The sequence below is a fragment of the Haloferula sargassicola genome, assembly GCF_040362925.1.
GTDB classification, from domain to species: domain Bacteria; phylum Verrucomicrobiota; class Verrucomicrobiia; order Verrucomicrobiales; family Akkermansiaceae; genus Haloferula; species Haloferula sargassicola.
On sequence record NZ_BAABRI010000007.1, the window covers coordinates 74965 to 96953 of the forward strand.

Annotated in this window: 27 protein-coding genes; 7 read left to right on the forward strand and 20 right to left on the reverse strand. The window is 65.0% G+C overall.

Going from position 1 to position 21989, the window contains the following annotated elements; translation table 11 throughout:
* Position 1 precedes the first annotated feature (1 nt).
* Positions 2-1144, reverse strand: a complete 1143-nt coding sequence (gene thiH / locus ABXH26_RS07385) for a 2-iminoacetate synthase ThiH (RefSeq protein WP_353566407.1) — start codon at positions 1142-1144, stop codon at positions 2-4.
* A 93-nt stretch (positions 1145-1237) separates the two neighbouring features.
* On the opposite strand from thiH, the gene ABXH26_RS07390 reads away from it, so the two are divergent.
* From ABXH26_RS07390 to ABXH26_RS07410, 5 genes are all read left to right on the forward strand, one after another.
* Entirely contained in the window at positions 1238-2068 is an 831-nt protein-coding gene (locus ABXH26_RS07390) for a hypothetical protein (RefSeq protein WP_353566408.1), read from the forward strand.
* Positions 2069-2145: 77 nt separating this feature from the next.
* Positions 2146-2388 (forward strand): acyl carrier protein, encoded by a 243-nt coding sequence (locus tag ABXH26_RS07395; protein WP_338685674.1) that lies wholly within the window; start codon positions 2146-2148, stop codon positions 2386-2388.
* Positions 2389-2487: 99 nt separating this feature from the next.
* Positions 2488-3024 (forward strand): hypothetical protein, encoded by a 537-nt coding sequence (locus ABXH26_RS07400; protein ID WP_353566409.1) that lies wholly within the window; start codon positions 2488-2490, stop codon positions 3022-3024.
* Positions 3025-3037: 13 nt separating this feature from the next.
* Positions 3038-3919: a LysM peptidoglycan-binding domain-containing protein gene (locus tag ABXH26_RS07405; RefSeq protein WP_353566410.1), complete on the forward strand. Its 882-nt coding sequence runs from the start codon at positions 3038-3040 to the stop codon at positions 3917-3919.
* 45 nt (positions 3920-3964) lie between these two features.
* Entirely contained in the window at positions 3965-4918 is a 954-nt protein-coding gene (locus ABXH26_RS07410) for an acetyl-CoA carboxylase carboxyltransferase subunit alpha (protein WP_353566411.1), read from the forward strand.
* 4 nt (positions 4919-4922) lie between these two features.
* On the opposite strand, the gene ABXH26_RS07415 is transcribed toward ABXH26_RS07410, so the two are convergent.
* Positions 4923-5438, reverse strand: a complete 516-nt coding sequence (locus ABXH26_RS07415) for an NUDIX hydrolase (RefSeq protein WP_353566412.1) — start codon at positions 5436-5438, stop codon at positions 4923-4925.
* 55 nt (positions 5439-5493) lie between these two features.
* Here ABXH26_RS07415 and ABXH26_RS07420 point away from each other — a divergent pair, with 55 nt between their 5' ends.
* Positions 5494-6660 carry a 3-dehydroquinate synthase gene (locus ABXH26_RS07420; protein WP_353566413.1) on the forward strand — a complete coding sequence of 389 codons (1167 nt, stop codon included), beginning with the start codon at positions 5494-5496 and terminating at the stop codon, positions 6658-6660.
* Here ABXH26_RS07420 and ABXH26_RS07425 read toward each other — a convergent pair.
* From ABXH26_RS07425 to trpA, 18 genes are all read right to left on the reverse strand, one after another.
* Entirely contained in the window at positions 6651-7466 is an 816-nt protein-coding gene (locus ABXH26_RS07425) for an ABC transporter ATP-binding protein (protein WP_353566414.1), read from the reverse strand. The two genes, ABXH26_RS07420 and ABXH26_RS07425, sit on opposite strands and share 10 nt — an antisense overlap.
* Positions 7463-8560: a FecCD family ABC transporter permease gene (locus ABXH26_RS07430; protein ID WP_353566415.1), complete on the reverse strand. Its 1098-nt coding sequence runs from the start codon at positions 8558-8560 to the stop codon at positions 7463-7465. Before ABXH26_RS07430 ends, ABXH26_RS07425 begins: the two co-directional genes overlap by 4 nt.
* On the reverse strand, positions 8557-9756 hold the full coding sequence (locus ABXH26_RS07435; RefSeq protein WP_353566416.1) for an ABC transporter substrate-binding protein: 1200 nt from the start codon (positions 9754-9756) through the stop codon (positions 8557-8559). The genes ABXH26_RS07430 and ABXH26_RS07435 overlap by 4 nt, the downstream gene beginning before the upstream one ends.
* A 10-nt stretch (positions 9757-9766) precedes the next feature.
* Positions 9767-10552: a class I SAM-dependent methyltransferase gene (locus ABXH26_RS07440; RefSeq protein WP_353566417.1), complete on the reverse strand. Its 786-nt coding sequence runs from the start codon at positions 10550-10552 to the stop codon at positions 9767-9769.
* On the reverse strand, positions 10534-12654 hold the full coding sequence (locus tag ABXH26_RS07445; RefSeq protein WP_353566418.1) for a TonB-dependent receptor: 2121 nt from the start codon (positions 12652-12654) through the stop codon (positions 10534-10536). The genes ABXH26_RS07440 and ABXH26_RS07445 overlap by 19 nt, the downstream gene beginning before the upstream one ends.
* A gap of 87 nt (positions 12655-12741) precedes the next feature.
* Positions 12742-13989 carry an MFS transporter gene (locus tag ABXH26_RS07450; RefSeq protein ID WP_353566419.1) on the reverse strand — a complete coding sequence of 416 codons (1248 nt, stop codon included), beginning with the start codon at positions 13987-13989 and terminating at the stop codon, positions 12742-12744.
* Positions 13990-14031: 42 nt separating this feature from the next.
* Positions 14032-14436, reverse strand: coding sequence for a peptide chain release factor family protein (locus tag ABXH26_RS07455; RefSeq protein ID WP_353566420.1), 405 nt, complete (start codon positions 14434-14436; stop codon positions 14032-14034).
* A complete protein-coding gene (gene panB, locus ABXH26_RS07460; protein WP_353566421.1) occupies positions 14433-15200 on the reverse strand; it encodes a 3-methyl-2-oxobutanoate hydroxymethyltransferase in 768 nt (255 codons plus the stop codon). The genes ABXH26_RS07455 and panB overlap by 4 nt, the downstream gene beginning before the upstream one ends.
* A 41-nt stretch (positions 15201-15241) precedes the next feature.
* Positions 15242-15766 (reverse strand): 2-amino-4-hydroxy-6-hydroxymethyldihydropteridine diphosphokinase, encoded by a 525-nt coding sequence (folK, locus tag ABXH26_RS07465; RefSeq protein ID WP_353566422.1) that lies wholly within the window; start codon positions 15764-15766, stop codon positions 15242-15244.
* A 55-nt stretch (positions 15767-15821) separates the two neighbouring features.
* Positions 15822-16559: a 4-hydroxy-tetrahydrodipicolinate reductase gene (gene dapB, locus ABXH26_RS07470; RefSeq protein WP_353566423.1), complete on the reverse strand. Its 738-nt coding sequence runs from the start codon at positions 16557-16559 to the stop codon at positions 15822-15824.
* The gene (locus ABXH26_RS07475; protein ID WP_353566424.1) at positions 16556-16978 is read right to left on the reverse strand and encodes a PIN domain-containing protein; all 423 of its coding nucleotides are present in this window, start codon (positions 16976-16978) and stop codon (positions 16556-16558) included. Before ABXH26_RS07475 ends, dapB begins: the two co-directional genes overlap by 4 nt.
* Complete coding sequence (locus ABXH26_RS07480) at positions 16965-17225, reverse strand: type II toxin-antitoxin system VapB family antitoxin (protein ID WP_353566425.1); 261 nt, start codon at positions 17223-17225, stop codon at positions 16965-16967. The genes ABXH26_RS07475 and ABXH26_RS07480 overlap by 14 nt, the downstream gene beginning before the upstream one ends.
* Before the next feature lie 55 nt (positions 17226-17280).
* Positions 17281-18165, reverse strand: coding sequence for a 4-hydroxy-tetrahydrodipicolinate synthase (gene dapA / locus ABXH26_RS07485; RefSeq protein ID WP_353566426.1), 885 nt, complete (start codon positions 18163-18165; stop codon positions 17281-17283).
* Positions 18166-18235: 70 nt separating this feature from the next.
* Entirely contained in the window at positions 18236-18952 is a 717-nt protein-coding gene (locus ABXH26_RS07490) for an ATPase (protein WP_353566427.1), read from the reverse strand.
* 3 nt (positions 18953-18955) lie between these two features.
* Complete coding sequence (locus tag ABXH26_RS07495; RefSeq protein ID WP_353566428.1) at positions 18956-19342, reverse strand: type II toxin-antitoxin system VapC family toxin; 387 nt, start codon at positions 19340-19342, stop codon at positions 18956-18958.
* 34 nt (positions 19343-19376) lie between these two features.
* A complete protein-coding gene (locus ABXH26_RS07500) occupies positions 19377-19613 on the reverse strand; it encodes a ribbon-helix-helix domain-containing protein (protein ID WP_353566429.1) in 237 nt (78 codons plus the stop codon).
* A gap of 54 nt (positions 19614-19667) precedes the next feature.
* On the reverse strand, positions 19668-20480 hold the full coding sequence (gene dapF, locus ABXH26_RS07505) for a diaminopimelate epimerase (protein ID WP_353566430.1): 813 nt from the start codon (positions 20478-20480) through the stop codon (positions 19668-19670).
* A gap of 44 nt (positions 20481-20524) precedes the next feature.
* Positions 20525-21319, reverse strand: a complete 795-nt coding sequence (gene trpA, locus ABXH26_RS07510; protein ID WP_353566431.1) for a tryptophan synthase subunit alpha — start codon at positions 21317-21319, stop codon at positions 20525-20527.
* A gap of 126 nt (positions 21320-21445) precedes the next feature.
* Between trpA and nuoB the strand changes: the two genes are divergently transcribed.
* Positions 21446-21985 carry an NADH-quinone oxidoreductase subunit NuoB gene (gene nuoB / locus ABXH26_RS07515; protein WP_353566540.1) on the forward strand — a complete coding sequence of 180 codons (540 nt, stop codon included), beginning with the start codon at positions 21446-21448 and terminating at the stop codon, positions 21983-21985.
* The last annotated feature ends 4 nt before the right edge of the window (positions 21986-21989 follow it).

Consider the following 21989-nt stretch of genomic DNA (forward strand, 5'->3'; position numbering starts at 1 on the left):
GTCAGGCGGAAACGGAGTTGAGGATCGCCTCGTCCCAGTCCTTCCAGACCGGTTCGAGGCCTTGGCCGCGGAGCATGGAGGCGATTTCCGCGGGCCCGCGGGCGTCGCTGATCTTGAACTGCTCGGTGGCGCGCTCGCAGCCGCTCTGGCTCTCCATTTCCACCCGGCGGCCACGGACGGTGAGGTGGAGGTCATCGTGCCCCGCACCGGTGTAGCCACCCGGCTCGGTGCGCGCGCCGGCGGACATCTGGGTGATCCCGATCGGTGCCAGCGCGTCGCGTAGCGGACCGGGTTCGCGGGTGGAGAGGACGATGCCCACCTGCGGAAATACCAGTCGGAAGGCGGCCACCAGCTGGATCAGGACGCGGTCGGAAAGGAACAGGTCGGGGTCCGGCGTGTATTGGTAGTTTCCCGCGTAGGGGCGCATGCGCGGGAAGGCGACGGTGAGCTGCGCCTTCCAGCAGTGCTTGAAAAGGTATTCGAGGTGCGCCGCGAGGCTGAGCGCTTCCTTTTTCCAGCCCGCCAGCCCGAACAGGGCGCCGATGCCGATGCGGCGGAAGCCGCCCTTGTAGGCGCGCTCGGGGCAGTCGAGGCGCCAGTCGAATCGCTTCTTCGGGCCCGCCGTGTGCAGCTGCTCGTAGGTGGCCTGGTCATAGGTTTCCTGATAAACGACCAGCCCCTCGGCACCGTGGGAGACGATCTCGGCGTATTGCGGGTCCTCCATCGGTCCGACCTCCAGCGCGAGGGTCGGGATGAAGGGGCGGAGCGCGTCGAGGCATTCCTGCAGGTAGCCGTCGGAGACGAATTTCGGGTGCTCGCCGGCGACCAGCAGGATGTTGCGGAAACCGAGGCCGTGGAGGTGCCGCGCCTCGCGCACGACCTGGTCGACGCTGAGAGTCGTGCGGAGGATCGGATTGTCGCGGGAGAATCCGCAGTAGGTGCAGTTGTTGACGCACTCGTTCGAGACGTAGAGCGGGGCGAACAGGCGCATGGTGCGGCCGAAATGGCGGCGGGTGAGGGCGCGGGCCTCGTGGGTGAGGGCGCGCAGGCGGGCGTCGTCGCAGGGCTCGATCAGCGACTGGAAGCGGCGCAGCAGCGGGCTCGGACGGTCGAGCGCGTCTTGGAGTGTCGAGGAAAAGGCCATCGGGCGGCGGCAGTGTGGAGGCGCCGGCCCGCCTCGTCAAAGGGCTTTGGGATTGCCAATCCCCGCCGCTCCCGATTGTGTGCCTGCGAACCCATGAGCGACGCGATTGTTTGCAAACCCACCCCCTGGTTCCTGCTGCGTGCGGTGGCCATGCTGCTGATGTTCGGCATCTTCGCGGCGATGTTTTTCAAGGACGGCAAGTGGGGCTACCGGGACCAGAACCTTGCCTGGTACACTTGGAAGGGCTTCGAGGAGGCCTCGCAGGAATTTTCCGCCAAGCAGGGCGACGTGAGCCCCGCCGAGTGGCGCGAATACGCCGCCGGCCGGGAAATCACGCTGCCCGAGGACCGCTCGATCCTGCCGGTGGGCACCCCGGAGCGCCTGGAGTGGCCGGAAATCCTCGGCGACTACGAGGCGATGAAGGCCGGCGCGGAAAACCCACGGACGATGCTTTTCGATCCCTACCGGGAAAAGGTCGGCATGAAGGCCAAGGTGCCGGAGCACGATTTCATCGCCCAGAAGATCTTCGAGCAGTGGGTGGTGTTCTGGATTTGCCTGGTGCTCGCGCTCGGTGCGCTGTTCGTGCTGATCCGCACCCTCGGGCGCTCGCTCAAGCTGGAAAACGGCACGCTTTTCCCGCCCGGCGGCAAGCCGGTGGCGTTGTCCGACCTGAAGCGCATCGACCTCCGCCGCTGGCAAAACAAGGGCCTGGCCTTCGCATGGGCGGACGCCCCGGGCGGCGGCGAGCGGAAGATCCGCATCGACGGCCTGACCTACGGGGGCTTCAAAACCGAGGACGACCAACCGGCGGAAAAGCTGATGCAAGCCGTGCTGGCAGGCTTTTCCGGCGAGGTGATCGATTACGAAAAGCCGGCCGAAAGCGAACCGGAAGCCCCGGAGCAGGCGAAAGCCGGCAGGGAGTGACAGCAGCTTTTTCGGGGTTGCAAAGGCCGCTCGGCATCGCGTAATCCCTCCTCACGCAACCATCACTAGCTACATCCATGTCTGACAAGAGCATCGAAGACCGCGTCAAAGATATCATCGTCGACCAACTTGGCGTGAACGCCGATCAGGTCACCCCGGAAGCCAAGTTCATCGAGGACCTCGGCGCGGACTCGCTCGACACCGTCGAACTGGTCATGGCTTTCGAAGAAGAGTTCGAAATCGAAGTGCCCGACGAAGAGGCCGAGAAGCTCCAGTCCGTGGGTGACGTGATCACCTACGTCAAGGGCGCCCAAGGCTGATCGCCGCTGCCGGATCGATCGTTTTTCCCGCGGGGCGGGCCCGGAGACGGGTCCGCCCTTCGCTCTTTGCGCATCCCGGAATCCGGGGAAAGTTCGCCCATGCACTCACGCGACGACGTCCAGTATGCCATGGAGACCACCACGGTGCTCCTGACGCCCGACCGCCGGATCGACACCTTCGGCGACACCCGCTTCGATTTCCTGATGCTCAGCGAGCTGATGGACAGCGTGGGCAGCATCCGCGTGCGCACCGGCAAAATCGAGGCCGTCCGCCCGCGGATCGTCCGCCCCGATGGACTCAGCGACATCGAAATGGAGGGCTTCGACGACAGCGCGAAGGAGCGCTTCGAGCGCCTCGTCGCCAAAATGCGCGAGGCCGGCCACAAACTCGCGTTTCTCCAGTATGGCTTCCGTTTCGCCCGCGGCCAGGTCAGCGAGGAGCTGGTCACCTCCTCGATGGATGATCTCCGCGGCCGGGTGCTGGAGGATGCCCGGCAGCGCGGAAACCCCGCCCAGGCCATCATCGAGGGCGTTGACGACGCCTGGGAGGTCTCGCTGTTCAAGTTCGTGCTGGAAATGATCGAGCATTCGATGCCGATCAACGGATTCGACTTCCAGCGTCGGGGTCTTCTCTGAATCATCCGCGCCGATGAGTCTCTGGACCTTGATCCGGATCCTGGCAGGTCTGGTGGTCGCCGGCGTGGTGGTTTTCACCCTGCTGATGGTCCGGCACGTGCGGGAAAAACCCATCGCCGGCGAGTTTTCCAAATGGATCCCGGTGGAAACCGTCGCCGCCCCCATGGTCACCCTGCCCAAGCCAAGCGCGGGCACCCCGGAGATCGACCCGGGCGTGAAGACCTTCGAAAAGGCCCGCCAGTCGCTCGCCGTCGGCGATCTGAGCGTCGCCCGCGACCGCCTCAAGCAGATCGCCACCCTCTACCCGCGTTCTTCCGCGGCCCCGGAAAGCCGTCGCATCCTCAGCGAAATGAATCTCGACGAGGTCCTTTCGCCTGCCCATCCCGAGGGCAAGACGCTCTACAAGGTCCAGCGCGGCGATTCCTACCTCGCGATCGCCGCCCGCCACGACACCTCGCTGGACATGATCGTCCACCTCAACGGGCTCTTCGACCTCGGCAACCTCCAGCCCGGCGACGAGCTGCTGCTGATGCCGCTGAATTTCCGCCTGCTGATCGAGCCGGACCGCAAGACGATCTCCGTCTGGGATGGTGAAAGCTTCGTCGCCGAGTATCCGGCGGTGGCCATGGTCGGCCTCAAGGCCGACGGCAAGACCAAGATCGACTCGAAGCAAGGCGAGGTGGACGGCAAGCGCGTGCCGCCCAGCAACCCCGCTTACCGCGGCGCGGCCAAGATTCTGATGCTGGCGAAGCCCGCGCTCGAGATCGCCGGGGCCTCCGCCACCGCCGTTGAGGATCTGGCACCCGGTGTCTACCTGAGGCCCGAACAGATGGAGGAACTCGCCCTGCTGCTGCGGCCGGGGAATGAGGTGGAAATCCGCCGTTCCGGGCAGTAGCCTCCCGCCACGGGCACGTTCCGCGGCCCATTTCCCTGATCACCCATGCAGTTGTTGGAATTCGAAAAGCCGATCGTCGAACTCGAGCGCGAGCTCGAAAAGCTCCGGGCCAAGGCCGATTCGCAGGACATCGACATGTCCGCGGAAATCACCACCATGGAAGCGAAGCTGGTGGAAACCCGCCGCAGCATCTATCAGAATCTCACCCCATGGCAGCGGGTCCAGATCGCCCGCCACACCCAGCGCCCGTTCATGCTCGACTACCTCGCCCAGGTTTTCACCGACTTCTGCGAACTTCACGGAGACCGGCGGATCGGCGATGACGAGGCGATGCCCGGCGGTTTCGCCACTCTTGGCGGACGCAAGGTGGTGGTGATCGGCCACCAGAAGGGCCGCGACACCAAGGAAAACCTCCGCCGCAACTTCGGCAGCGCCCACCCCGAGGGCTACCGCAAGGCCATGCGCCTCATGAAGCTGGCGGAAAAGTTCAACCTGCCCGTGGTCGCGATGATCGACACGCCCGGAGCCTATCCCGGCATCGGCGCGGAAGAGCGGAACATCGCCGAAGCCATCGCCTACAACCTGCGCGAGATGATGCTGCTCAAGGTGCCGGTCATCGCCGTGGTCCTCGGCGAGGGCGGCTCCGGCGGAGCCCTCGGCATCGGTGTGGCCGATCGCGTGCTGATGATGGAGAACGCCTACTACTCGGTGATCAGCCCCGAGGGCTGCGCCGCGATTCTCTGGAAACACCGCAAGCACGCCCCGGAGGCGGCCGAAGCCATGAAGCTCGCCGCGCCCGACCTGCTTCAGCTGGGCCTGATCGACGGCGTGATCAAGGAGCCCGAAGGCGGTGCCCACCACCACCACAAGGCCGCCGCCGAGGCCCTGGCCGAGGCGGTCGGCACGGCCATAGACGAGCTGTCGAAGCTCTCCACCGCCAAGCTGCTCGAAGCGAGGTACGAGAAGTTCCGTAAATTCGGCGAGTGGGAGGAAATCTGAGCGGTCAAGCCAGGCCCGCCTGCCACAGCGCCGCCTGGATCTTGAAGTCCACCAGGCACCCGGACGCTTCCTTTTCCCGCAGGAAACCCCGGACTTCTCCGAGGGGAACTTCGTGCACGAGGATGTCCTCGGCGCCCGTGCCGCCGCCGGGCCCGGCTTTTTCGAGGTCGCGGGCGAGATAGATGTGCGTCGTCTCGCTGGTCATCCCGGCCGAGGTCGGGGAACTCAGCAGCAGCTCGATGGATCCCGCCCGGTAGCCTGTTTCCTCCAGCAGCTCGCGGCGTGCGGTCTCGGCCAGGTCCTCACCCTGAAACTCCTCCTCGTCCCCAACCAGTCCCGCGGGGATCTCGATGACACGTTTTTGCATCGGGATCCGGAATTGCTCGACCAGCAGTAGCTTGTCATCGGGCGTTACCGCCAGGATGCCCACGGCGGCGTCAGCATTCGGGCGGCGGACGAAGTCCCAGTGACCGTCGCGGTAAACGCCGAGCCAGCGGGTTTCAAAAAGCGTTTCGATCATGCGGGCAATATCGGTTGGATCCCGGGCGTATCGGAGGCAGCTTCCGCCGCCGCTGATGTCCCGACACGATTTCCATATTCCTGTGACCTTCAAGCACCGGGTGTGCTTCACGCGCGATGCCTTCTCGCCCGACAACGCCTTGGTCCGCGAGCTTCTTGACGAGGGCGGGGGACGAAGGGTGCTGGTTGCGGTCGAGGACTCGGTCGCCTCGGCCTGGCCCGGCCTGATCGGCCAAATGGAGGCCTACTTCGCGGATCTCGGCTTCGACTGGCGCGGCGCGCTCGTGCTGCCTGGCGGGGAGCCGGTGAAAAACGACGACGCCTTGGTTCGCCAAGTCTGGCAGCGGATCGAGGAGCAACACATCGACCGCCACTCCTACCTGCTGGTCATCGGCGGCGGGGCGTTTCTCGATGCGGTCGGCTACGCGGCCGCGACCGCCCACCGCGGGGTGCGACTGGTCCGTTTTCCCACCACCACGCTTTCCCAGGACGACAGCGGCGTGGGAGTGAAATGCGCGATCAACGGCTTCGGCAAAAAGAACTGGATCGGTTCGTTCGCGGTGCCCTTCGCAGTGGTGAACGACTTTGCGTTTCTCCATACTCAGGATGAGGAAACCAAGCGCGCAGGGCTGGTCGAGGCGGTGAAGGTCGCGCTGGTCAAGGATGGCGATTTTTTCCGCTGGATCCTCGAACATGCCGATGCGCTGGCTGCGATGGAAGAGGCGGTGTTCGAGGAGTGCGTCGAACGCTCGGCCCTGGCTCACGCCCGGCACATCGCGGAAGGCGGCGATCCTTTTGAAACGGGCAGCAGCAGGCCGTTGGACTTCGGTCACTGGGCCGCTCACAAGCTCGAGCAGCTCAGCGGTTTCACGCTCAGCCATGCGCACGCGGTAGGTGTCGGTCTGGCACTTGATACGCTTTACTCCGCCCGCTGCGGGCTGCTCCGCGAATGCGATGCCGAACGGGTGTTGGGCGTGTTGGAAACGCTGAAGCTGCCGGTGTGGCACGAAACCTTGGACATCCGCGACGAGGCCGGCCGGCGTCGCGTCCACGAAGGCCTCCAGGAATTCCGCGAGCACCTCGGCGGCGAGCTGACCGTGCTGCTGCTGCGCGAACTCGGCCGCGGGCAGGACGTTCATCATCTCGACGAGGGCTTGGTCGACGCTTGCATCGCCGATCTTTCCCGCCTCGGGCCCCGGCTCGCTCCGCAGGATCAGGACTGACGGGACCGGCCCTCCGGCACGCAGTGGAGACGGTCGTAGTCGTCGCGGAGAATGGTGGCTTCGATCTCAAAAACCTCACGAAGCATCGCCGGCGTGAGGACTTCATCGGGAGCGCCTTGGCAGGCGATCCTGCCCTCGTGGAGTGCGACCAATTGATGCGAGTAGCGGGCTGCCAGATTGAGATCGTGCAGCACCAGAACGAGGGTTTTTCTCATCTCGCGGTTGAGCCGCACGACGAGGTCCATCAAGTCGAACTGGTGGGCGAGATCGAGGAAGGTGGTCGGTTCGTCGAGAAACAGGAACCGGGTTTCCTGGGCGAGCGCCATCGCGATCCAGGCGAGCTGCCGCTGGCCGCCGCTGAGTTCGTTGACGGGTCGGTCGCGCAGGCCGGTGAGGTCGGTGAGGCGCAGGGCCTCCTCGACGGCTTCAAAATCCCGCTCGCTGGGGCCGTGCAGGAATCGTCCGTGGGGATAGCGGCCGTGCATGGCCAGCTCCTCCACGGTGGTCTCGCCCGGCGCGCGATGCTCTTGGAAAAGGATGCCGAGGGTTCTCGCGAACTCGCGCGCGGGCAGGTCGTGGATCGAGCGGCCATCGAGTAGGACCGTGCCCGACTCCGGCGCGAGCTGTCGGGCGAGGGCCTTGAGCAGGGTGCTTTTTCCGGAGCCGTTGGGACCGATCAGCGAGGTGATTTTTCCCGCCGGGATGTCGAGGGAAACGCCGTGCAGCACTTGCGGCAGCTTCGCGTCGTAGCGGAGCCGGAGGTCGTTTCCGGCCAAGGCCGGCGGCGTGGACGGTGGATCGGTCATGGCTTTCCGAATCGACGGCGCTGCCGCATCAGGTAGAGGAAAAAGACACCGCCAAGGCAGCCGGTGACGATGCCAACCGGGAGTTGCACCGGCCGCGCGGCGAGACGGGCGACCGCGTCCGCGGAAATCAACAGAGCGGGGCCGGCGAAGACGCAGCCGGTGAGGAGTCGTCGCGACGAGCTGCCGACCAGGCTGCGGACGACGTGCGGCACGATCAGTCCGACGAAGCCGACCAGTCCCGCCACCGCGACCGCCGAGCCGGTGGCGACGATGGCGATGGCCGCCAGCAGGAAGCGCGTTCTTTCCACCCGCATGCCGAGCGACAGTGCGGCGGCATCGCCGAGGTGGAGCACATCGAGCTGTCGTGACGAGGCAAACCCTAACAGAACGCTGATCAGCGTCCACGGCGCGATCTGCCGGACCTGCACCCAGCCGGCTCCGGTCAGCGAGCCGGTGGTCCAGGCGAGCGCGTTCTGGATGACGCTGAGATCCTTCGCGAGAAAGAACAGCCCGGTCTGAAGCGAGCCGGCGATCGCCCCGACGACCACGCCCGCCAACACCAGCCGCACCGGACTCGTGCCGCGATTCCAGGCGATGGCGTAGACGGTCAAGAAAGCCACGCCGCCGCCGATCATGGCGATCGCCGGCAGGGCGGGGGTGAGGGCCGGGAAAAGTACCAACACCACCATGATGGCGAGCCCGGCCCCGGAGCTCATGCCGAGAAGATAAGGGCTGGCCATTTCGTTGCGGGTGACGGCCTGAAGGATCGTGCCGGCGAGGCTGAGATTGATGCCGACCAGGATCGCCGCCAACACGCGGGGCAGGCGCACGTTCCACACGATGAGCGTTTCCGTGGAGATCGTTCCGGCCGAGCCGAAACCGAGCGAACCGGCGAGCGAGTCACCGAGCACGAGGTGGGCGAGGGTCGACGGGTGCCCCCAGAGGTCGCCATCGGCCAAAGACTTCAGCACGCCTGCCACGTCGATCGAGTAGGATCCAAAGACGAGTTGCGCCATGCCCGCGAGCGCGATGAGCACCAGGGAAATGATCGCCACCCGGGCGAGTGGCAGGCGGGTTGGCGTCGCGGTCGTCACTTGTCGTCCTCCCGTAGGAGGCCGGCGACCTCGTCGCGATCGAACAGCCACTCCTCGCGAGGATAAGCCAGGTCCTGCCGGAACTCGCCGAAGATCTCCGGGTAGATTTGCTTGGCCGCCATTTCGAGCTGGAACAGGTAGAACACCGGCCCCTGAAGCGGAGTGCCGCCGGGATAGACGCGGCCATTTTCAAAAGCCTTCACCCGGCCGACCAGCGGATCCTCCTTGAGCGCCAGCAGCTGGAGGTAGCTTTCGTGCGCATTACCCGGATAGATGGCGAAGGGCATGATCAGCACGTCGGGATCGAGCGACACCAATCCTTCCGCATCGAGCGGCGAGCCGGTGGGTCCACCACTAGAGGCACCGTAGGTCCGGTCCTCGATGCCGGTGAAGGCATCGCGTGCGCCGACATCGCGATAATGAGCTTGGCCGAAGCCGCCGTGAGTCAGGCTGTAGGGCACGAATTTCCCGCGCGAGTAAAACACCAGCCCGACCCGCGGGCGTTGGTCCTCGGCAGGGAGCTTGGCCTGGATTTCGGAAACCATGCGCTCGCCGATCTGTTGGAGCCGGCGGATGGCCTCGGGCCTCTGATAGACCTCGGCGATCTTTTCCGAGAGCTGCCAGAGCGAATAGTAAGTGTAGGGTGCGTTGCCTGGATGGCTGTTCTCACGGCTGTAGCGGTTGGCGATGAAAGGGGCGACGTTGCGGGTGATTTCATCGACGTCGGCCTGGCTCCAGCCGCGCGTGTGGGCCAACTGGAGGGGGTCGATGTGGTGGACGTCGGCATCGAGCGCGTAGAGCAACTCCTTGTCGAACATGCCGCCGCCGGGGGCGGAAAGGAAGGCGACGGAGCCGGGATCGTAGCCGGTTTGAAGGCCGTCGATCCGTTCGTAGTATTCGTCGTGGAAATTGTCGCGGTAGCCGGTGGCGACCATCTTTTCACCCTGATGCACGGCGACCAGCATGTCGTTGTAGTTGGCGTCCATGGTCACCACGCGCTTCGGAATTCTGTCGAAGTACACGTCGCCGGCCGGCGAAAGGTTCACCGTGTAGCCGCCCCCAGCCTGGACCGGGGTTTCCGAGTCGTTCCCGATGATGGTGGCGTCGTTTCCGCCGCGGATGAGCACCAGGATGCCAACGACGACCAACGCCGCCACGACAGCGGCGAGCATCACGGGACGGGAGAGTCGTTTCATGCGGGGGCAATCATTTCCGACCCACCACGATGTAGGGCGTGGTGCTGCCGACCGGGACCTCGGGCTGATCCTCGCGCAGCCTTTCGCGCGCTTCGTCGAGGCCGGTCACCGCCAGCTTGCGGATCTCGCTCATGCCGGCGGCCTCCATCACGACCTGCAGGTCGCTCGCCTTGTGGTCCATGAAGGGAAGCCGGTCGAGTGCGGCGCGATAGTCCTCGCCGACTTGCCAGCCGTGCTTCCTCGGCGCGCGGACTTCGGTCGAGCCGGACGCCTGCCCTTGATCCCGATCGTGCCCGATGAGCACCAGTTTTCCGCCCGGCTCCAGGAGCTGCACCCAGCGGCGGATCGCGTAGCCCGGGTGGGGCAGGGTGTAGAGGACGAAGCGCGTCGAGATGACGCCGAAACGCCGCTCGCCGACCGGGGGGTCTTCGGCATCGCCCTCGATGAACTCCAGCGTCAGCCCACGCTCGGCCGCGAGGCGCTGGCCGGCCTCGAGCATGTTCGGCGCGAAATCGATGGCCGTGGTGCGGAAACCCAGCTCCGCCCACATCGACGAGATCGTGCCGGGGCCGGTGCCGAGGTCGAGAGCGCGGTCGCTCGGCGTGGTGCCGGCGGCCTCGCTCAGCGCATCTTTCCACGCCTGGCGGCAGCCGGGATCGTGGAACTCGGCGTGCAGCGCGCCGCCGACCCAGCCCTTCACGCGGTCCGGGTGGTTCCAGCCTTGCTGGAAGACGACCTTGAGCCGGCGGGCGGATTCGAAGTCGGCGGTGACGCCGTTCAGAACGTCAAGGTGCATCGGGCGGTGGCGGCAAGCGGAGTGCCGGGCTGGACGTTGGCGGTACTGGTCGAGGACTCATAGTAGGTGCGGTCGAGCACGTTCATGACGTTGAGCTGGAACTTCAGCTCCTCGCCGTGGGGCAGGTTCATGCGATACCACGCGGCGGCATCAATGCGGGCGTAGCCGGGCAGGTCGAAGCTGCCGTTGTTGTCGCCGGACTTCGAACTGGCCGCGAAGACGCCGGCACCGAGCCCGAAGCCATCGAGCGGACCGGAGGTGAAGTCGTATTTCAGCCACAGGCTGCCGGAGTGCAGCGGGATGTTGGCGAAGCGGGCGCCGAGGGGCAGCGAGGAGGAGTTGAGCACCTCGGTGTCGGTGTAGGCGTAGTTGCCGATGACATGGAGGTTCGGCGTGATCTCGCCGAGCACGTCGAACTCGAAGCCGGTGCTGCGCAGTTCGCCGCCGTTGAGAACGAAGCCGGGGTTGTTGGGATCGGTGACGGGGACGTTCTCCTGCGTGACCTGATAGACCGCGGCGGTGAGGGAAAGGCGGTCTTCGAAGTAGGAGAACTTCGTGCCGGCCTCGTACTGGATGCCGGTCGTGGGATCGATCGGCTCCCCCGTGGCATTGAGGCTGCGCCCGGCGGTGTTCGGGTTGAAGGAACTACTAACGTTGCCGTAGAGAGAGACGCAGGGATTGAGGTCGTAGACCACGCCGGCGCGGCCGGTCAGGCCGGTGTCGTCCTGCCAGGATTCGGCCCCGGTCGAAAACGAGCGGGTGTACTGGTCGTAGTAGTCGAAACGACCGCCGAGCAGCACGTGGAGCTTGTCGTCGAGGGCGTCGATCTGGTCCTGGAGGAAGCCGGACCAAGCCTCCGTGACCGTGTTTTGCCGATAGGCACCCGGAGTGAGCGGAAAGGGACCGGTCGGGTTGGTGACCCCGAAGATCGGCACGGCGAAACGCGAGCCGACCAGGCGATCATAAGTGTAGTCCGTGCGATCGAACTCGAACCCGGCGAGGAGCTGGTGCTTGGTCGGACCGAACTCGAATTTCCACAGGGCGTCGGTGACGAGATCATACTCCCAGTTCCCGAAACTCGACGTGTCAAGGTAGGCACTGACCGTATTTCCGGTGCCGGGCGACCAGCGGAAGGCATCGTTTTTTCCATCGAAATGATGAACCAGCGCCCGAGCGCGGAGAGTGAAGTCTTCGCTGAAATCGTGCTCCAGCTGCAGGCTGTAAACGTAGTCGTCGATGAACTGGGTGTTGTGGCCGGGGCCGATGAGATTCTGGTTCACGGGCCCTACCGGCTGGCCGGTCGGGGAGAAGGCGATGCCGTTGTCGACCGGGCGCTCGAGGTTCTGATACCACATCCACGAGGTCAGGCGGGTGTCGTCCGAGAGGTTCCAGGTCACGCTGGGCGCGATGAGGATCGAGCGATAGTCGAGGAAATCCCGGAAGGTCTCGCTGTCGTGGTAGTCGCCGATGAAGCGGATCGCAACGTCATCGCCGAAGGCCCAGCCGAGGTCGGCACCGGCACGGTAGGAATCGTAGCTACCATATTCGCCGTAGATCGAGGAGGAGGGGTTGAAGCCCGCCGTCTTGGCCAGCGCATTGACCATGCCGCCGGGCTCCATCGCACCGTAGAGGGCGGAAGACGGGCCCTTGAGGACCTCGACGCGGTCGATCCCGGCGAGGTTCAGCGTGGGCATGGTGTAGAGCTGGACGCCATCGAGCGCGAGGCGCTGGGAAAAGCCGCGCACGTAGGCGTCCTCGAACTGAATGCCCCGGCCTTCGGTCTTCACCGGGGCCACGCTGCTGACGTTGCGATACACGTCCTTCAGCCGCGTGGCGTTCTGGTCCTCGATGATTTCATGGGGCACCACCTGGATCGAAAGCGGCGTTTCCTGAAGCGGGACATCGGTGCGGGTGGCGGTCTTCGCGGTCGTGGCGGCGTAGTCGACTTTCTTCTCCACCCGATCGGCCTCGACGGTCAGCGGGTCGAGGCGGTTGTCCGGTTTTTCCCGGGCGCTGGCGTGCGGAAGGAAACTGCAGGCAGTGAGCCCGAGAAAACTGAGGCGCTGAAGAGCGAAGCGGGTGGAAAGAGCGGGTCGGTGCATCGGTTGCGGGAGATTCAGCCAACGGGTCCAATGTCCATTGGTTAGATCCCGCAACGAGCGACGACGGAGTTGTCTTGGATGGTGAATCTACGCAACCGTGGTCCGTCGGAAACGACAAGCCCAAGCCAGCACGAGCGGGAGCGCCGGGAGACAGATCGGCCATAGGGAGGAGATCGCGACGGCTTCGTCGCCGCGCGCATGCACGTCGATGCAAGCACCCAGAAGCGGAGCCCAAAGCGCGGCCGCCACCGATTTCGCCTGGGCCTCCACGCTCAGCACGGTGGCGCCGATGCCTTCCGACGAATGATCGTCGAAACGACCGACCTGGATCGGTCGCCAGAGATTCTGGAGCACGCCGAGCCCGACGAATGCCAGGGCCGCGACCCACGGCAGCCCGGCGAGCAGGGCGAGCGGCAGCAGCCCGAGAATCAGGCCGCTGATTCCCAGCAGGCGGCGGGTGGCTGCCTCGCTGCCGCCGGCCCACTCCTCCCATCGGTGCGCCCGGCGCGAGGCCGCGCTGCCGAGGAAGAAGACCAGCGCGTAGGTGATGCCGGTGATCCATGCGGTGCGGCTGAGCGGGTCGCCGCCCCCCATGATCGGCAAGGTGAGCGCGGCGGTCTGCAGCACGGGCTGAAGGTAGTCCTTCACCACCTCATAGCCGCCTTCCATGGCCAGCGAGTCGCCTACCAATCGCCGCAGCGGCCTGTGCTGGCGGAACTCGCGGAACGAATCGGCCAGGGTCGCGAAGGCGGCCTTGAGCACGCCTTTTCGAAAGCCGGCGCAGCCGATGTCGAGCGACTTCGGATAGGTGGCGAGATTGATGACATTCAGCAACGAGGGCAGCGCGCTCCAGTAAAACACCGAGGCATAACTGCCCGACCACGACACCAGCGCCGCGGCGATCAGTGCGGAAATGGCGGAGCCTTTCTTCGACCACGAACGGGTGTAGCCATAGACGGCGGTCTTTTCCGACTGGCGACCCTGCTCGCGCAGCCAGGCGTAGATCATCGCCTTGTGGGTGCCGGAGCGGAAGGCGTCGCCGAGGCCATACAGCACCATGGCCGCCGCCAGCGGAGCAAAGCTCTGCGCCGCGCCGAGCAACAGGAAACAGGCGACGTAGGCGCTCATGCTTCCCACCATGCAGAGCTTTCGGCCCCAGGCGTCGGCCGCGGCTCCCGAGGGGATCTCCAGGATGTGGGTGGTGATTTCCCGGACCGAGATCAGCGTGCCGATGGCGAGGAAATCAAAACCGCGCTCGCGCAGGGCGAGGATCAGGAAGGCCTCGAAAAAGCGGAGGTTTTTCAGGAAGCCATACAGCGAGAACCGGAAGATCATCGAAGTCGGGTAGGAAACGTCCGGCGGGCCAGATGGTTAGGCTCAATCGTCGCGCCCGGGGGATCTACGGAGGTTCTTTTTCCGCGAGAGGATGCGCTTGTCCTCGACCGAGCGCTGCTTGGACCGGCGCGAGCGACGACGCTTCTGGCGGCGGATCTTTTCCTGCTCCTGCTTGCGCTTGGACGCCTTGCCGAGGCGGATGTCGTCGAGCGTGTCGCAGAGTTCCTTGCGGGCGTGGAAGCGGTTGAGCTCGCGCGAGCGGGAGGACTGGCATTTCACCTCCAGACCGCTGGGCTCGTGCTTGAGGTAAACGCAGGAGTGGGTCTTGTTGATCTTTTGGCCGCCGGAGCCGGAGCCGAGGATGAATTTTTCTGTCAGATCGGCCTCGATGACGCCGAGCTTGGCCATGCGCTCTTCCAGCGCGGCTTGTTTTTCCGGGGAAATCATGGGCCCTGCACGCGCCGCCGGTAGGCCTCGGCCGCCGCGCGGATGGAGGAGGAAACGTCGGCCTCCGGCTTGGCAAAGGGCGGGACGAACCATGGGTAGGAGCCGACCAGATCGGTGACGACCGCGACTTCGCCATCGCAGGTGGTTTCCCCGCAGCCGATGCCGATGGTCGGAACCGGCAGCTCGGCGGTGAGCTGGGCGGCGACCTCGGGGATGACGCTCTCCAGCACGATGGCGAACACGCCGGCCTCGACGAGGGCCTGGCAGCCGTCGCGCAGCCACTCGACCTGTTCCGGCGTGCGGCCTTTCTTCTTGTAGCCGCCTTCTTCGAGCACCCGCTGCGGCAGCATGCCGAGGTGGCCGCAGACGGGGATGCCTGCGGCGGTGAGCGCGGCGACCTTTTCCGCCTGGCGGATGCCGCCTTCGAGTTTCACGGCCTCGGCGCCGGCGTCGATGAGGCGGCGCGCATTGGCGACCGTGGTGTCTGGGTCGGGATAGGTGTCGATGGGAAGATCGCCAATGATGAGGGCTTCCGGTTTCGCGCGAGCGACGGCGGCCACGTGGTGCAGCATGTGGTCGAGCGTGACGTGAGTGGTATCGGGAAAACCGAGCACGACCATGCCGAGCGAGTCGCCGACGAGGAGGACGTCGATGCCCGATTCGTCCAACAGGCGGGCGGTCGGGTAGTCGTAGGCGGTGAGCATGGAAACGCGGCGTCCGCCTTTCCGTTCACGCAGGGCTTGGGCTTTTTCGGGGCCGGTCACAGGGGGAGTTTCGAGGTTCGGGTGACGGGTGGCAAGAGGCGCTACCAATCGGTGTGGACCTTTTTTAGCGGAGGCGCGGTGGTGTCGAGATGCTGGAGGTGCCCTGCGATGGAAAGCGGATCGCCCGGCAGACGGAGATCCGGACGGATCTCGGCAAGCGGCTCGAGCACGAAGCGGCGCTGCGTGAGCCGAGGGTGGGGAAGCTCGAGCTCGGGCTCGGAAACGACGAGGTCGCCCAAGTAAAGCAGGTCGGCATCAAGGGTGCGCGGACCGTGCTTCTCCGAGCGAATGCGGCCAAGCCGGCGCTCGATTTCCATCGCCGCGGCCAGCAGGTCCTGGGGACTGCCGGCGAAGTCGAACTCGATGACCGTGTTCAGGAAATCCGGCGAGCCCTCGGGACACGCGACCGGTGTGGTCTGATAGATCGAGGCCTGGATCAAAACGCCGCCCGCCATTTCCCGGAAAAAATCACGGGCGGCGCGGAGATGGGCGAGCCGGTCGCCGAGATTCGAGCCGAGGGCGATCCCCGCCCTGCGGAAGATGCAAGATTTCGAGACGCAAGACACAAGAGTTGGAGTTAAATGACGGCCTCTTGCGTCTTGGGTCTTGTCGTCTCGCGTCTCACTTCAACCCAAGCACATCCTGCATGTCGTAGAGCCCTGCCGGCTTGTCGGCGAGCCAGACGGCGGCGCGGACGGCACCGGCGGCGAAGGTCATGCGGGAGGAGGCCTTGTGGGTGAGCTCGACGCGTTCGCCATCGGCCGCGAACATCACGGTATGGTCGCCGACGACGTCGCCGCCGCGCAGCGTGTGCATGCCGATCTCGCGCTGGGTGCGGGCACCGGTGATGCCGAAGCGGCCGTGTTTGATGTCGTCCTCGTAGGTCGTGCCGGTTTCCTCGTTGAGGATTTCGAGGAGTCGGCGCGCGGTGCCGGAGGGGGCGTCGATCTTGTGGCGGTGGTGCATTTCGGTCACCTCGATGTCGAAGCGGTCCTGGGTGAGGATCTGCGCGGCCTTGCGGGTGAGCCAGAAGAGGGTGTTGACGCCGATCGAGTAGTTCGGGGCGAAGACGATGGGCAGCGTCTTGGCGGCCTCGGCGATCGCGGCGCGTTCCTCGTCCGAGTGGCCGGTGGTGCCGATGACGAGGCGGGTGCCGTTTTTCACAGCGGCCTCCAGCACGTCCTTGGTGAAGGAGTGGATGGTGAAATCGATGACCGTATCGACGCCTGCGATGGACGCGGCGAGGTCCTCGCCGGCATCATGGGTGACGGCGACTTCGGTTTCAGGATTCGCTTCGGTGGCGGCGATGATGGCCTGGCCCATGCGGCCGGATTTTCCGGTGACGAGGATGCGGTTCATGAGTTGTCTGGGACGAACGTGCCGCCTGGCCCGGGCGTGTAAAGCCTGAGTCCGAGGATGGGGGCGATGGCGGGGAAGTGGCTGTCGCTCGAATAGACACGGCAACGGTGGAAGAGCGCCACGGTAGCGATCAGGACGTCTTCGCGCGGGACGGTGATTCCGTGTGCGCGAAGGTGACTGTAATTCGAGCCGGCATCGATCCACAATCGTTGGGGATCTTGGGCCATTGGATAGGCGCGAAGCGAGTTTTTCAGGCGCGGCAGGTCGTCAGGCCGAGCCCCCGAGATGAGCTCCATCAGCACCGGACCGCTCATATAAGCCTCCCCGGCCTTCACCAAATGGCCCATGGCGAGTTTGACGCTTGGATCTCCGGAGCGTCGGAACAGCTCGATCCAAGCGTTGGTATCAACGATCACCACGATCGTCGAAGCGTTCTTGCATTTGCTTGGCATCCTCCAGAGACACCCGTTCCGCATCTTCGAATGTCTGCCAGTCGAACCAACCATCGAACTCACCCGCGGCTGCGCGTTCCGTGAAACGGACTGCTCGTGACTGGCGGATGAACGCGCCCACTGCCTTCGCTACCGCTTTCGATTTTTGGGTTTCTCCGGTAATTTCCTGCACTTCGGAAATCTCGGAGTCATCCAAACTGACCGTAATCCTCATGCCGAGAGGGTTGGAGGCGTGATGCGATTTGTCAAATAGTTTGCATCAATTTTCCTCAATCGATGAGGTCGAATGATGCAAGAAGTTGGCGCAGCTTTGTGAGCTTGGCCTCCTCCAAGCCTACCAGCGGCAGGCGGAAATCCCGGCCACAGTGGCCTTGCATCGCGACAGCTTCCTTGATCGGGACCGGGTTGGTGTCGAGCGACATCAGGCCGCGAAACAGGGGATACCACTGCTTTTGCATGGCGAGGGCCTCGGTGAAGTCGCCGTTCAGGCAGGCACGGACCAGCCGGACCATGACGTCAGGGACGAGGTTCGAGGCGACCGAGACGAGGCCGATCGCACCGCAGGAAATGAAGGGCAGCGTGAGCGGGTCATCGCCGGAGAGGATCGAAAAGCCGTCGGGCAGGGCTTGGACGAGCTGGTTGATGCGCTCGACCGAGCCACCGGCTTCCTTGATCGAGACGACCGTCGGGCAATCGGCGGCGAGCCTCGCGGCGACCTCGACCGGGATTTCGATCCCGGAGCGGCCGGGGACGCTGTAAAGCATCACCGGCAGGGCGGTGGCGGAGGCGATCGCCTTGTAGTGCTGGTAGAGGCCCTCGGCGGACGGCTTGTTGTAGTAGGGGCAAACCTGGAGCGTGCCGGTGGCGCCGGCCTTTTCCGCGGCGACGGTCAATTCGATGGCTTCATCGGTGGCGTTGGCGCCGGTGCCGGCGACGACCTCGCAGCGGCCGGCGGCGTATTCGACGGCGAGGCGGACGACCTCGATGTGCTCGTCCATGTCGAGCGTGGGCGACTCGCCCGTGGTGCCGACGGGAACGATGCCATCGATCCCGGCCTCGACCTGGCGGTCGATCAGCGCCTTGAAAGCGGGCTCGTCAATTCGGCCGTCACGGAAGGGGGTGATGAGAGCGGTGTAGGTACCTCGGAAGCTCATGGGGCGGGAGAATGTACCCCCGCGACGGTTTGTCCAATCCTGCTTTGGCGCTCCGGGCGGTCTTGGCAGTTCAGGTTGGCTCGCGGACGACCTTGCCGTTTTTCCAAACGATCAGCGGCAGGCCGAGGCGCTTGTGTTCGGCGCGGAGTTTTCGGGCGGCGCGGTGTTGGGCTTTCAAGGCGACCCGAGCGTCTTCCGGAAGGTCGGAAGACTTCATGGGTTTCAGTGGAACTGGCTGCCGGGGCGCGAGTCCGGGTGTCAAGGCGCTTGCCATGAGGGTTTCCGATGTTGCCAAGGCCTCAAAGCGGAGGTTCTGGGACTTCCAGATCCGCCATCGGTCAGCAAGCGGCAGGTAGAGTTCCGTGAGATTGGCGAGGATCCGATCGTAGCGGCGGAGGACGTCGGCCTCAGGCACATCGTGGCCGCCCATCTTCACCCGCTGGCGGACGCGGGCGAGCGAGATCCGGGCGCTCGGCAAATGGAGGAAATGAAGCGTCACGCGGTAGCCTGCCTCACGCGCTTCCCGCAGAAGCCCTGCGTGGGCCCGACCGGAAAGGGTGGACTCCAGCGCGAAGTCGCGACTTTTCCCGACAAGCTCGGCGTATTCGCCAAGAAGGATCCTGCCGGCTTTTCGAGTGACGCTCGACGGGTCGAAGGGCGATAGTCCGCGGGCGATCTCGTCGTTGTTGAGGAAACGCAGGCCCTTCAGCTCGTGGGTCAGGAGTTCGCGGGCGAAGGTGGTTTTTCCCGCGCCGTTGGATCCGCCGATGAGGAGAAGCTCGGGCATCGCTCAGAGCTTGTAAGGCAGGTGGATGTCGCTGTTTTCCTCGGGGAAATCCCGCGTGTTGCGGGTGCTCAGTCGGCTGCCGAGCAATCGCGCGGTGGCGAGGATGATGGCATCCGGCAGGCGGAGCTTGGGGACGTGGTGACGGCGCAAGGTCACGGCGGCCTCGGAGATTTCCGGGGTGATCTCGATGACGTCAAACTGCGAGAGGAAGCTGCGGGCGACGTCTTCGGCGGCTGAATCCCGGACCCCGACCATGATTTCCATCCACGTGATCCGGCTGATGCAGCGGCGGTGGTAGGGTGACATCGCGACCTGCGCCTGCGGGATGCCGTTGAGGAAATCGATGAGGATGCAGGTGTCGAAGCAGCCGGTCATGGTGGGGAGACGCAAGACATTCAGACACAAGACACAAGACTTGAGGGCCTCAGTCCCATTCGGAGCGGAGGTCCTGCTGGTAGGCGAGGCCGTCGCCGAGGCGGCCGTGGAGTGAGCCAAAACCTTCGAGCGGAACCGGGGCCCGGTGGGTGCTGTCCTTGTGACGGACGATGTATTCGGCCACGGCTTCACGCATGACCGAAGCCCGCGAGGTATCGCTGTCACTGGCGATGTCGTCCAAGGCCTTGATCGAGTCCTGCTCGAGATCGACAATCGTGCGTTTCATGGTGATAGCATGAAATGATAACGTTGTGATGTCAAGAGATGATATCGAGGCGCGTCAAATCTCGATATCACCCTCGAAAACGAAGTCGGCGGGGCCGGTGAGGGTGACGTTGGTGAAATCGGCGTCGCCGCTGCGCTCGAAGCCGATTTCGAGGGTGTCGCCGCCTTTGACATCGACCTTGATGGGCGAGGGGGCACCGGTAATGAGGTGGTGGAGCAGGGCGCTGGCGACCATGCCGGTGCCGCAGGCGAGGGTCTCGTCCTCGACACCGCGCTCGTAGGTGCGGATGCCGATGTGGCCGGGCTCGAGGATCTGAACGAAGTTGGCGTTGGTGCCCTTCGGGGAGAAGCGCTCGTGGTGGCGGATGGCGCGGCCGTGGGTGAGGACGTCGATGGCCGCGACGTTGTCGACGAAGGCGACGACGTGGGGGACGCCGGTGTTGATGAAGTGCAGGGTGGTGTCGAGGCCGGGCACGGAGGCACCGCTGTCCATGGCGAGGTCCTTCGGCTCGGACATGGCGATGCGGATGTTGTCATCGACAATCTCCGCGGCGAGCGTGCCGGCGATGGTCTCGAAGCTGACCTTTTCCGGCAGCTCCTCCATGAGCGCGGAGGTGAAGCGCCCGAAGCAGCGCGCGCCGTTGCCGCACATTTCGGCCTCGCCGCCGTCGGCATTGTAGTAGCGGAACTTGAAGTCGGCTCCGTTTTCCGCGGGCTCGACGGCCAGCAAGCCATCGGCTCCGACGCCGCGGTGGCGGTCGCAGAGGAGCTCGATCTGGTCCTTGGTCAGGTTGAGGGAAAGGTCGCGGTTGTCGACGACGACGAAGTCGTTGCCGGCGCCGTTCATCTTGTAGAAGTGGAGGAGCATGGGATTGCCGATTGAAGATGGAAGATTGCCGATTTGGAAAAAAATCAGGCGGCGTGGGTGGCCTCGATGAGGGGGGTGACGAAGTCGCGGACGGCTTGGGCGGCGTGGTCGGGGTGAAGTTCGATCTGCTTCACGATGGCCGAGCCGACGATCACGCCGGAACCGGCTTTGGCAACCATGGCGGCCTGCTCGGCGGTGGTGATGCCGAAGCCGACGCAGACAGGCGTTTCGGTGTGCCGGGTGATGCGGGCGACCTGGTCGGCGATCTGTTCGGAGGGGGCCACGTGGCCGCCGGTGACGCCGGTGCGGGAGAGGGCGTAGATGAAACCCTCGGCACCCTCGGCGAGGAGCGGTACGCGGGAATCGGGCGTGGTCGGGGCGATGAGGCGGATGTGGCGCAGGCCCTCGCCGCGGGCGAGGTCGGTGTTGAGCCGGGCTTCGTCGGGCGGGAGGTCGAGCAGCAGGATGCCATCGGCGCCAGCCGCGGCGGCATCGGCATGGAACTTTTCGTAGCCGTAGGTAAAGACCGGATTGAGGTAGGTGAAAAGGATAATGGGGGTGTCGTGCGTTTCGCGGAACGCGCGGATCAGGTCGAGGACGCGAGGGGTGGTCATGCCCGCCTTGAGAGCACGGTCGGCGGCCATCTGGTTGACGATGCCGTCGGCCAGCGGGTCGGAAAACGGAACGCCCAGCTCGATGACATCGGCCCCGCCATCGGCGAGGGCGCGGACGACTTCCAGCGAGGTCTCGAACGACGGATCGCCGGCGCAGACGTAGGCGACGAAGGCCTTGCGATTTTCGGAACGGAGCCGGGCGAAGGTGGCGTCGATGCGGTTCATGGGCACGGGGAAATAGGCGTGGTGGCGGGGAATGGAAAGTGCGGAGTGTTCGGACCGGAGCTTGTGAAAACTTTCACAAACCGCTTGAGGGGCGGGGGCGGGCGCGGCATGGTCCGGCCGCTCGCCATGGTTTCCGACAACTCGCAAATCGCCCACGCGGCCTACGATTCGAAGATCGAAGGCAACGTCATCGTTACCCGCGTTGACGCCGCGATGAACTGGATGCGCAAGAACTCGCTATGGCCCATGCCGATGGGGCTGGCGTGCTGCGCGATCGAGATGATGGCCTCGGCCTGCTCGCGCTTCGACCTGTCGCGCTTCGGCATGGAGGTGATGCGTTTTTCCCCGCGGCAGGCGGACGTGATGATCGTTTCCGGCACGGTGACCTACAAGATGGCCCTGGCCGTGAAGCGGATCTGGGACCAGATGCCGGAGCCGAAATGGTGCATCGCGATGGGTGCCTGCGCCTCGAGCGGCGGCATGTATCGCAGCTACGCGACGCTGCAGGGGATCGACCGGTTGATCCCGGTGGACGTCTACATTTCCGGCTGTCCGCCGCGGCCCGAGGCGCTGATCAACGGCCTGATGAAGGTGCAGGAAAAGATCGACCAGACGCACTCGCTGGCGGAGCAAAAGAAGGAAATGCTGGAGGACATGGCCTCCTGATCGG

Coding starts and splice junctions, on each gene's coding strand:
- thiH (WP_353566407.1), bottom strand. CDS start 1,144: ATGGCCTTTTCCTCGACACTCCAAGACGCGCTCGACCGTCCGAGCCCG.
- ABXH26_RS07390 (WP_353566408.1), top strand. CDS start 1,238: ATGAGCGACGCGATTGTTTGCAAACCCACCCCCTGGTTCCTGCTGCGT.
- ABXH26_RS07395 (WP_338685674.1), top strand. CDS start 2,146: ATGTCTGACAAGAGCATCGAAGACCGCGTCAAAGATATCATCGTCGAC.
- ABXH26_RS07400 (WP_353566409.1), top strand. CDS start 2,488: ATGCACTCACGCGACGACGTCCAGTATGCCATGGAGACCACCACGGTG.
- ABXH26_RS07405 (WP_353566410.1), top strand. CDS start 3,038: ATGAGTCTCTGGACCTTGATCCGGATCCTGGCAGGTCTGGTGGTCGCC.
- ABXH26_RS07410 (WP_353566411.1), top strand. CDS start 3,965: ATGCAGTTGTTGGAATTCGAAAAGCCGATCGTCGAACTCGAGCGCGAG.
- ABXH26_RS07415 (WP_353566412.1), bottom strand. CDS start 5,438: ATGATCGAAACGCTTTTTGAAACCCGCTGGCTCGGCGTTTACCGCGAC.
- ABXH26_RS07420 (WP_353566413.1), top strand. CDS start 5,494: ATGTCCCGACACGATTTCCATATTCCTGTGACCTTCAAGCACCGGGTG.
- ABXH26_RS07425 (WP_353566414.1), bottom strand. CDS start 7,466: ATGACCGATCCACCGTCCACGCCGCCGGCCTTGGCCGGAAACGACCTC.
- ABXH26_RS07435 (WP_353566416.1), bottom strand. CDS start 9,756: ATGAAACGACTCTCCCGTCCCGTGATGCTCGCCGCTGTCGTGGCGGCG.
- ABXH26_RS07440 (WP_353566417.1), bottom strand. CDS start 10,552: ATGCACCTTGACGTTCTGAACGGCGTCACCGCCGACTTCGAATCCGCC.
- ABXH26_RS07445 (WP_353566418.1), bottom strand. CDS start 12,654: ATGCACCGACCCGCTCTTTCCACCCGCTTCGCTCTTCAGCGCCTCAGT.
- ABXH26_RS07450 (WP_353566419.1), bottom strand. CDS start 13,989: ATGATCTTCCGGTTCTCGCTGTATGGCTTCCTGAAAAACCTCCGCTTT.
- ABXH26_RS07455 (WP_353566420.1), bottom strand. CDS start 14,436: ATGATTTCCCCGGAAAAACAAGCCGCGCTGGAAGAGCGCATGGCCAAG.
- dapB (WP_353566423.1), bottom strand. CDS start 16,559: ATGAACCGCATCCTCGTCACCGGAAAATCCGGCCGCATGGGCCAGGCC.
- ABXH26_RS07480 (WP_353566425.1), bottom strand. CDS start 17,225: ATGAGGATTACGGTCAGTTTGGATGACTCCGAGATTTCCGAAGTGCAG.
- dapA (WP_353566426.1), bottom strand. CDS start 18,165: ATGAGCTTCCGAGGTACCTACACCGCTCTCATCACCCCCTTCCGTGAC.
- ABXH26_RS07490 (WP_353566427.1), bottom strand. CDS start 18,952: ATGCCCGAGCTTCTCCTCATCGGCGGATCCAACGGCGCGGGAAAAACC.
- ABXH26_RS07500 (WP_353566429.1), bottom strand. CDS start 19,613: ATGAAACGCACGATTGTCGATCTCGAGCAGGACTCGATCAAGGCCTTG.
- dapF (WP_353566430.1), bottom strand. CDS start 20,480: ATGCTCCTCCACTTCTACAAGATGAACGGCGCCGGCAACGACTTCGTC.
- trpA (WP_353566431.1), bottom strand. CDS start 21,319: ATGAACCGCATCGACGCCACCTTCGCCCGGCTCCGTTCCGAAAATCGC.
- nuoB (WP_353566540.1), top strand. CDS start 21,446: ATGGTTTCCGACAACTCGCAAATCGCCCACGCGGCCTACGATTCGAAG.